Below are 9,679 nucleotides of genomic sequence, written 5' to 3'. Positions count from 1 at the left end.
TGCTCATGTCTTTTTGCTCAATGTTTTTGATAACTTGTGCTCGAAAATCTGCTGAGTAGGTCATCTTTTATATTTTACTTTGCTTGGTTTAAAAGTATTGTACCTTTTATATTTTGGACTGACTATACAGGCAACTAAATGTAGCCACCAAATAAGCACAAAAATAGTGATACTCTAATAAATAGATAGAGTGTCACTATTTTTTTGTATCGTAATTCTACTTTTCACCAGTTTTTAAAATATGCGGATTATTTGGAGCTGGATATAAGTATCTTTATTCAATTTTTGCTCAGGCAATTATTACTACTTTTTTCTAAACTGCTAGTAGGTCGTTTTAAAATTATAAAAAACCCCTGCTACTGAGTTTACAATAGCAGGGATAAATACTTATCTTTTCGGAGTGTCAGCGAGTAATAAAGTATCATACTGATATTTTCGTAAAGTATTGATTTTGCTACTTATAAATTAACACTAAAAATAATAAAGTATCATACTGGATGATAGTAATCAGAACTTTAAGTTGCATTTTGGAGTAATAAAGTATCATACTGAGAAAGTACTAATATATACTATATTCAAATCATTTATCTTAGCTGAATAACTAATGTTTTAAGCACTTTCTGGGGTTTTATATCACCTATGTCTATATGGGTTCTATCTTAATTCATCTCATATTCTTTAATCGCTCGTTGAACAATTTTACTATTATCATTCGATAACTTATCAATTCTATATCCCTGCTTAGCTACTTCCGCTCTAACATAAGGCGACTTGTCATCGATCATTACATCTGGCCTATAACCTTGCCTTGCTACAGCTACTCTAACAGCAGTTATTTTGTCTTTATATAATACATCTAAACCATGACCCTGTTCAGCAACAGCTTCTCTCACATAACAAGAGCTGTCTTTTATAAAGCCTGATAAGTTATACCCTTGTTCAGCAACTTCTCTACGCACACTATCATCTTTATCATTAGCGAGATAACTTAATCGATAACCCGCATGAGCTACCATTCGCCGAACTTCAGCTTTTGAGGATTTAGACAACTCAACCGTCCCTTTTCGCTGTTCAATTAATACTAATGCCCAATGCACAGCACTCCAGACGTCCTCAGGTAGCTCAGATGCTATTTTGTTCCAGTTTTCAAACTCTCCGTAACTTTCTTTGTTATCTTCTAAGTATTTATCTATAGGCACCCAATCTATTTCAGTTTTAAGATGAACTACTTCGCAAAGCTCTTCTACTGATTCTTTTAGATATCTAATATGACCACTTGACCCATCGCCTAGTAGGAAGTAGTTACCAATTATTCGGAAGTAAACACCACTTTGCTCAAAAAAATCAACTTCTAGCATTATCTCTACCTTATATATTATTAGTTGAATGGAAAAATTAAGAATTATACTAGGACTAACTTAGACCTCAGTAGAAAATCATTTCTACATATTCATATGAATTAGCTTAAATGTCGATAATCTTCAATGGAATTTTTCTTGCCATAAGCGTCTCTTGAGGTACAGCTAAATATTTATCACGAATATGCTCAAAGTAGGGTGTCAAGCTGGGTAAACTTGTTTGAATAGACGACTGTTTCTTACGATTCTCTTTAACGCTCATCTCGATATATTTTTCAGTCTGCATCCAAGGTTTGTTAGGTAGTATATATCCGTGAGCTTTGAGGGTTTTTGACATCGATTCAGCTATTTTCAGACCAGCCAAGTCATAGTCAGCGAAGATATAGCGTTTACAGTCTTTTTGAGCTAAAGCTTTCAATATAGAAGTTATATTTTTATTGTTATGACCTCGATAGGCAAGCACAGTTACTGCGCCAGTCAACCCTTTTACTAGCTTGGCATGCTGCTCATTAAATCTACAAAATGCGTTAAAATTCTCTATGATTATAATGTTATCGATATTCCAATTAATGAGGTCGTTAATTTCCACACCTAAATAGGCATTCTCTTGAGTTTGCTTATGCGTGTAGTTGTTTGATACATTAATAATATGTTCTTCACTACCTAGTAGACGACACTCAAGAAAGCCTTTGGTAGGTGCTTTACTTAATAATTTATCGTTAGTTGTGATGGCTGTGTTATCTACACGGTCTTTACTTTTTAGCTCATTTAAATTGTGTCTGAGTAGGTCTATCCCTGTTTGAGCTTTTACGATCTCTCTAATACGGCCCCAGCCACCCATATTAATGATCACTTTTCCATTTTCTGTGTAGCCAATACTGGGGTCAAAAGATACCAATAATACAAGTATATTATCAGGGCTTCGATAGGTAGCGAATTTCACCCCCAGTATCATCTTCTCCTTCAAGTAATCAAGTTTACCCGCTTTATTCAAGGATTTTTCTAGGTCTACTTCCATATCTGGTCCTTTGATGGCGACTCTTCGTTTCTATTAAACTTTATATATTTAGCATCGATGACATAGCGTGTGTCACAAGTATCAGAAAGGTTTAGTGATTTTAAATAAACTTTATAGTTAAATTGATCTTTAGATTTAATGATCTTGTCGTTGATAAAATCACTCTTTGCTACTTTTAAGAACAAGGCTAAAAAGGCTTTGTAACGTATCTTGCGCTTCAAACCTGCCAAATCCCAATACTCCCTGACAGATAAGGCCTTAGTAAAAGGCATGTCGCAATTATCTGCCATATACTGCATAACAAGCAATTTTTCAGGGGAGGGTAGTGGTTTCTTATGTTCTCGGTCAAACTCCTCATACTCACCCTTGTATAAATTATCACTCTTGCGTTTGGGCTTTCTAGCGCTAATTTTACTTACCACAGAGAAAAGAAATTCGCTGTCATCTAAAGTTTCAATATTGTGCAAAGTACCAGCCAAAGTCATACCACCAAAAGCTAAGCCTTTATCCACAATATCGTTATACTCAATATCTATCTTTTCAGGAACAAGTTGATTGTTTCTTAAAGCCTTGCGTAATAGCCAAAGCCTCCTGCCTTTCTTATCTTGCTCTTTTTTTAACTTATCAATTAATATCAGTATTTTTTGTAAGTGAACGCCCATTTCAATATTGAATCTAGAAATAGAGTCCGCCAAATACTCATTAAGTATAGCTGCCGCTGGCGTATACTCGCCGTGTAGTTTGCGGAGTTCATCGCGACTTAATATTTCTATTTTTTCGAGTTGAAGTTTGATCTTTTTATTTAAACCCTCAAGAATCTGTCTCTTTACCTTAACGTTTGATGTATTGTTTAGATCAGAGTTGATGACATACTCAATATCAGCCATCTCACGCCCAAGATATTCAGCGATGGAGATGCAGATATCTCGTATATTAGCCAAATGCAGCATTTCTTCACTTTCATCTTCAAACGAATCTGACTGTATTTGCGCTAGGGCAACCTCATTACTGATCTGATGTTTAGACAGTTCAATATCAGGAGCAATATTTGCATTACGAGACTTTCTATCTAGATTCTTTAAGATTGCTGTAAAGTTTGAGCCTAAGGTAATGTTATTAGGATTGATACTGATAACACCACTGTCTTGTAGTATCTGATACTGTTTATGTTTATCGTTGACCAACTCATAGCAGCCATTAGGAGAGTAGGCTTGATAAATCAAATCAGCTTTATCAGTTACAGCTCTACCAAGTGTTCTGATTGTTTCTTCCGATAACCTGAGGCTGACTTTACTCATAACTTAAGCCCTTGCTGCTCAGCAAAGATCTCTTCAGTGGGCTCATCTAATATGTTTTCAGCAATATAATCAAATACATCATATATATAGCCGATTTTTCCTGTTGTTCGATAAATCTTTTTATTGGGCTCGACCAACTTCAGTATCTCGTGCTTCTGGAGTCTTTCTAAAAGAGCAGCTACCTTTTCGTCATTGGGTTTTTTAGAAGCGCCTGTGATCTCAGAAACCTCGTTTAGCATACTTGCAAAATGCTTGTTATTATTTGCTTTTAAAACCAACTCTGTTTGGCTTAGATTTTCACCAACAGTTAATACATTGCCTTCATCGGCTGTTGATAGGCAAGCAATCATTTCTACTATAGGCGCTATGTCATGATAAATTTCATTAAACTGTTTAACCACTGCTCTTCTGTCAGAGTCACTAGGTATATTATTTAAACCAGCATAAACCTCTCCATCACTGAGGGTGACTAGATTGACCCCAAATGGTTGTAGCTGAGACACCATACGATCATAGGCTACTTTGTTATCTCTTAGATGCCTATATGCCTCTGGATAACTCACAGAGCATATAAATTTATTGTTCATTAACAATCTTAGTATTTCATGCTCTTTCATTAGGAAAACACTCCAAATTCCTCAAGCTCTGAATCCTGAGTCAACATATACATATCATCCGTTTGAGAGATTGAGTACATATTTCTGGTTTTATTGTGATGGCAGGCAATATTATTAGCGAATAAGGGGACAACCTCGTCATCTGGATTCTCAGGAGCGGCGCACATTGCTGATATACCAAGTTTTTGTAGCAAGTTTAATAACTCACGAGTATTTTGCGGATCTAACACGCCAATTTCATCAATAAAGAATTTCAGCTCGACCTCATCGCTCGATGTGGTTGATATAACTGAGAGCAAAGAGATATAAATGATGAGCTGAGCAATACGCATGGTACCGTTTGACCCCATATCTTTAAATACCTTTGCTCTTTTGGTTTCCTTGATTTCACCGCCGACCTGTTTGATTCTTAGACTGAAACTAAACTGCTCTGACAGTTTGATATTCATCTGGTTTTGACCAATATAGTCTTGCACGAGTTGTAATTTGGACAGCAGTTCCTGATTAGGCATACGCGTTGTATCATGAATGTCCTCATTAGCCCATCTTTGATGTGCATCAGTGAAGTCAGCCAAGGTGGAATACCATTTGTTTTCTTTGATTCCCGAACTTATAGCTATATGAAGCTCCTCAATGGCTAAAGCTTCTAGTTTTTCACAAACCTCTTTGCATTTGGTATTAATACGCTTCGAAAAATTACTCAAGCTATTATGAGCATCATCTAGCTTTGATTTAAACTCTCTAACTTGGTGAGCTGTGACTCGATACTGGCCAATGAGTGTATCTTTTTTAATTTCATGCTCGTTGTTTAGGTAGTCGCTAAACTTTCTAGCTTGTATGTACCAGTTTTCCTGATCAGGTATGCTGAGTAGGATACTGTCAGACATTAAGCTCTCAAACATAGACCCATTGGTGGTAAAGGGTTTTCTTATGGTCTTTAGTGCATAAATACCTTTTTCCATATTCTTTTTGGTATCGCGAACCAAAGATTTGGCATCGTTCAAGACTGCCAAGCTTGCATTATGCAAGTCTTGCAAAGAATGTCCCATATATTCAGGCTCTAAGGTATGGTCTGCAATCAAAGCTTGATCAAAGACATTACTGGCATTACTTAAGCTTTCTTTGATACTTGTCAGATCGGTTTTTGCGCTCTCAATTCGATTGTTAATGATCTTCGCTTTCTCAGCAAGGGATTTGGCATCTTCCTGCTTAGATATCAGAGCTTTATCAAAAGCCGCTTGTTTATCCATTAGCTCAATTGATAGACCATTGCGTTTTCCGAACAGCATAGGTAAATTTCGATATTCTTCATCAATAAACTCATGATAGTGCTTAACGCGGATTTTAGCTTTCTCAGCAACATCTAATTTTGTGGATAGCTGCTGTACTTTAGCTATAGTCTGAGCTATAACGTTATCATCGTAGCCATTTTCATCAATAGCTCTGTCGTGACGTTCTTGAGCCTGATCAGCTTCAAGTTTCAAGCCTTCAATTTCTTTAACATATTGTTCATTTACCACCTGTTCTCTTTTTTTCTTATCTTCTTTCAGTCGTTCAATAGCCAACTTGTGATTTTTTTCTATCTTCTGCTCAGCGTCATTCATCTTGGCGTCAGTAGCCTTGGATTCTGATACTTTGTCATTAATTTTATTTTTAATTTCGTTTAATTGGTTCTCGACATTACTCTTAGCTTCTTCAATTTCGTTTTCAGCTCTTATTTCTAGTTGTTTTTGCGTCGTTTGTTTATTTTCGATATCTTTTTCAGTGTTAACCACATTGGTATTTGCCTTATAGATACCTTCATTGGCTTTTTTCTTAGTAAGCTTGGCCTGATGAATGGTTTTTTCGAGTGATGAGATATTGTTCCTGCGTTCTAATACCTCATCCTCTAACACAAGCCTTTGCTCAGTAATACTTTCAAGGGTAAGTGGCTTTTTAAGATTGTTAGTAGTGTCTATTTTTGATGTGTCGAGATAAAGACCATACAGAGCTTCGTCGTCTGATTCTTTAGGTGCAAGCCATTGAGGTGATAGGTCGGAGCGGTTGAATAGGGATGGATCGATAGTTTTTCGTATCTGATTGATCAAAGGCGAAAGCAATTCATCGGATTCATTTCTCAATAAGAAACTGAGCAATGTGTCATCTTCGAGCAAAGCATATAGGTCATCAATGTTCGAGGTCTTATCATCAATATCACTTAATAAGCGTTCATGCTCTTTTTGTAGTTTTTCATACTCATTACTGGTCTTATCTAGATATTTTTCAGCTGCTCTTTGATTTTTTATATCCTGATTAAGTTGAGTTCTAGCATTGTCTAAATTTAGCTTCAGGCTCTCTATTTCATTGGTAAGCTCGATACTACATCTAATATTCTTTAATTCTGATTCCAGATTATTTTTATCGATAATAAGCTGGGTATGTTTTTCCTTAATGGCACTAGACTTGATCTCATATTCTTTTTTAATAAGGTTAAGCTTAGTAGACTTATCATCACCTAGGTTTGAAAGAGACTCGTAGTAACCCGTTTTAATCTGCTGTAGCATTAACTCTTGTTGAGAAGCTAGTCCACCTTTTTTAGACTCTATTTGCTTCAAATCTTTAGCAAGTTGCTCTTTAATGTTTTCGATGATTTTAGCGGCATCCTTCTCGTCTTTGCGTAGAGCCTTGAGTCTCTCCTTTTCATGCTTTACTTGTTCTTCAAGTGACGAGATCCCTCTAATCATATTCTGTAATATGGCCAATGATTGATGATGACCAGGTACACCCTCTTCAAAATCTCGTTTCGCTCTTTCAAGCTTCACTATCTTAGAGCTCAGATCATCTATTTCATTCTGTAATTGGCCTTTCTCTTTATCCCAAGCAATTTCAGTCTTGGTAATTGCTTGCTCTATAGCTTCAATTTTTAATTTTAGATCATCTTCAATGGTTTTATTTTCTATAATCTTCGTATTAAAGGCTTTGACTAAGCCTTTGAACGTCTTAATTGTTATCGATAGGGCGTTTTGATTAGAAGCATTCTGCTCAACATACTGGCCTAGTTCGTCAAATTTACTTCTAAGTTGTTCAACCTCATTCCATGAGCTGCGATCTGAAAGCCACTTATTGGTATCAACACCTTGAGAGTCTATAGAAATCTCATTATTCTGAACTTTATTCTCTGTCTTCATTGCTTCAACCAAAAACTCACATATTTGATCAAACTCAATTTTACTTTTTAGAATATTGCTAGCGATTAAGGAAAATCCGTAGAAGCTACCTCTACCGACAGCCAGTGAGTAATCAGGACGAAGCGAATTGATGGTCTGTAGAGCTTTAGATGAGCGAATAGAGGCTTTTAAGCGTCTATTCGGACAATTGGATATGATAGCCTCGTAAGCCAGTTGTTTGATATTATTTGAGACGTTAAAACCTTGAGATTCGATTATACTTTTAACTTCTTCAAATTGTCTAAATCTTCGCTGATTGGCGGCATCTTTTGTGACGAACCAAGTTTCATTGTATCCAGTATTAATAAAGTTAAAAATTTGTTGCCCCTCACTGCTTCGTCTGAGGATCACACATTTTTTTTCGCCCTGTCTTATATATTCATATACCAAATAACTGTCATCATAAGGAATATAAAAGTCAATAAAGCTTTTAACCGCTTCATTCTTTTTAGAAACCTCACTCAATCTAGTGCCAAAAAAAGGAATGACTGCTCCCATCAGGGTGGTTTTGCCTGCGCTATTGCGCCCCGTAATGATTGTGTTATCACCAACTTCAATAAGGTGGCTTTGACCTTTAGGGTAACTGTTGATTAATGCGACACGTAGAAGCTTATTGATATCTTTTATAACTGGTTTCGTATTGTCTTCGTTTGCTATGCTTAAGGCTTCATCCGTTTTCAGCATCTTTAATCCTTTCTATGATATATAAAACCAAGTTTTAAATTCTTAAGTTATTTCAGTCTACTTCATTTCACTTTTATTATGAGTGTCCATAATCATATCAATACTATCGTATTATTAAGTGCTTTAGGCATCAGCTCTTATTAATAACTCAACAATATACGACAACTGTTGTCGCCTTACTTTCTAATTTATTATTAGAGTTATTAAAAAAGCCAAATACTAAGTGTATTTGGCTTTAGTATGAGTTCCTCATACTAGATTTGGTTCTTTGTGTTTTACACTACTTCAAATCATTGATTGTGATTGAGTAGTTAGTACTTTGAGCGCTTCCTAGAGTGGCATAACCCACTTGTTCAATAGCCTGCTGCGGTTTGTAAGGGTTAAACAGCTCATCGAGAGTGTAATGAAAACCACAATCATCTATTCCAAACACGTAATCAAAAAATACCTTTGCCATAGCAGACTGGGGGTGACTAGCGTCACGATAAGACTTGTTAGGATACCAACTACCACTAGATATCTTACTGAAAACCCGTTCGATATTACCTGAAATAGAGTTTGATGCATGCTTTCTAGTAATATTCGGTTTTTGCACGAAGGCAGCAGCACTTTCAACCGCTTTATAGATTATATAGTGCATAACAGATACAGAACATTCAGCTAAACAAGCTCTAAGTAAGCTTACGAGCTTGTCACCAATAGGCGGTGCCAAGTTGTTTAGTTTTGCCCTAGTAATCAGATAGCTTAGACACTCTCCTAGCTGTATTTGCTGACACCATATTTCAAACTGAGTCTTGCTGACTAAAGCACTGATATTCTTTTTGGATTTAGCATCTACCATTATCTTAGTCATGTCATTAGTGTCATAAGCAAACTCAAAAGTTGCCTGATAATAATCAATCTCTAATTCTTGCTCTTTATTAACGCTAATATATTCATAGCTCTCTTCAGGAGCCAATAAAAGTAGATTTAGCTTGAAAAGATGGTGAAGTGTTTTCTCATCTAATCCAAAGAACGGTGATAAAAATAGTGATATATTATCGCGCAGAGAGATCGTAGTTTTTAGGTTTTCTGCTCCTAGGCTTTCCATAGCTGCAGCAAGTAAAAGCTTATCTACTTCATTAAGCTCAGTTATTGGCAGGACCTCAGTTAATTGAGTACCTCTGTAACCATTAATATACTGGAGGGCCGATTGTCTTCGTTCTTCTTCTAAACGCTTTTGTTCAAGCCGATACTCTAGATGCTCTTGTTCTATTATTTCTTGAAGCACTTTCCAACAACCGTCACAACGCCAACTATCAGGTTTTAATTGAGTCAGCTGTGAACGAGTATAGCAAACCTTAGTTTTACCACATTCTATGCATTGGCAGTCTAGGGCGTGTCTTCAATTCATCTTACAATGAACGATAGTACACGCCAGATAAAGCATTGACTTAAAATTACGCGCTAACTTCTCATAGCGAGTAGCGATACTACGAAAATGCTTAAGCCTTGCAAA

Annotated in this window: 6 protein-coding genes and 1 pseudogene; all 7 read right to left on the bottom strand. The window is 36.2% G+C overall.

The window, feature by feature from the left end:
• Positions 1–659: 659 nt before the first annotated feature.
• Positions 660–1,358 (bottom strand): hypothetical protein, encoded by a 699-nt coding sequence (locus JMX07_RS13125; protein WP_201608394.1) that lies wholly within the window; start codon positions 1,356–1,358, stop codon positions 660–662.
• A gap of 106 nt (positions 1,359–1,464) precedes the next feature.
• On the bottom strand, positions 1,465–2,376 hold the full coding sequence (locus tag JMX07_RS13120; protein WP_201608392.1) for a DUF2399 domain-containing protein: 912 nt from the start codon (positions 2,374–2,376) through the stop codon (positions 1,465–1,467).
• A complete protein-coding gene (locus tag JMX07_RS13115) occupies positions 2,367–3,674 on the bottom strand; it encodes a hypothetical protein (RefSeq protein WP_201608390.1) in 1,308 nt (435 codons plus the stop codon). The genes JMX07_RS13120 and JMX07_RS13115 overlap by 10 nt, the downstream gene beginning before the upstream one ends.
• Positions 3,671–4,291, bottom strand: coding sequence for a condensin complex protein MksE (locus JMX07_RS13110; RefSeq protein ID WP_201608389.1), 621 nt, complete (start codon positions 4,289–4,291; stop codon positions 3,671–3,673). The genes JMX07_RS13115 and JMX07_RS13110 overlap by 4 nt, the downstream gene beginning before the upstream one ends.
• Entirely contained in the window at positions 4,291–8,181 is a 3,891-nt protein-coding gene (locus JMX07_RS13105) for an ATP-binding protein (protein ID WP_201608388.1), read from the bottom strand. The genes JMX07_RS13110 and JMX07_RS13105 overlap by 1 nt, the downstream gene beginning before the upstream one ends.
• A gap of 280 nt (positions 8,182–8,461) precedes the next feature.
• Positions 8,462–9,451: a hypothetical protein gene (locus JMX07_RS13100; RefSeq protein ID WP_201608387.1), complete on the bottom strand. Its 990-nt coding sequence runs from the start codon at positions 9,449–9,451 to the stop codon at positions 8,462–8,464.
• Between the two features lie 114 nt (positions 9,452–9,565).
• A pseudogene (locus JMX07_RS13095) lies at positions 9,566–9,679 on the bottom strand (IS5/IS1182 family transposase); the annotation flags it as partial.

The sequence above is a fragment of the Psychrobacter immobilis genome (assembly GCF_904846235.1).
GTDB lineage: Bacteria > Pseudomonadota > Gammaproteobacteria > Pseudomonadales > Moraxellaceae > Psychrobacter > Psychrobacter immobilis_C.
This window is presented reverse-complemented; position numbering and strand designations above follow the sequence as displayed.

Excerpts from the sequence above, each read along its gene's own strand:
- JMX07_RS13115 (WP_201608390.1), bottom strand. The coding sequence starts at position 3,674 with ATGAGTAAAGTCAGCCTCAGGTTATCGGAAGAAACAATCAGAACACTT.
- JMX07_RS13110 (WP_201608389.1), bottom strand. The coding sequence starts at position 4,291 with ATGAAAGAGCATGAAATACTAAGATTGTTAATGAACAATAAATTTATA.
- JMX07_RS13125 (WP_201608394.1), bottom strand. The coding sequence starts at position 1,358 with ATGCTAGAAGTTGATTTTTTTGAGCAAAGTGGTGTTTACTTCCGAATA.
- JMX07_RS13105 (WP_201608388.1), bottom strand. The coding sequence starts at position 8,181 with ATGCTGAAAACGGATGAAGCCTTAAGCATAGCAAACGAAGACAATACG.
- JMX07_RS13120 (WP_201608392.1), bottom strand. The coding sequence starts at position 2,376 with ATGGAAGTAGACCTAGAAAAATCCTTGAATAAAGCGGGTAAACTTGAT.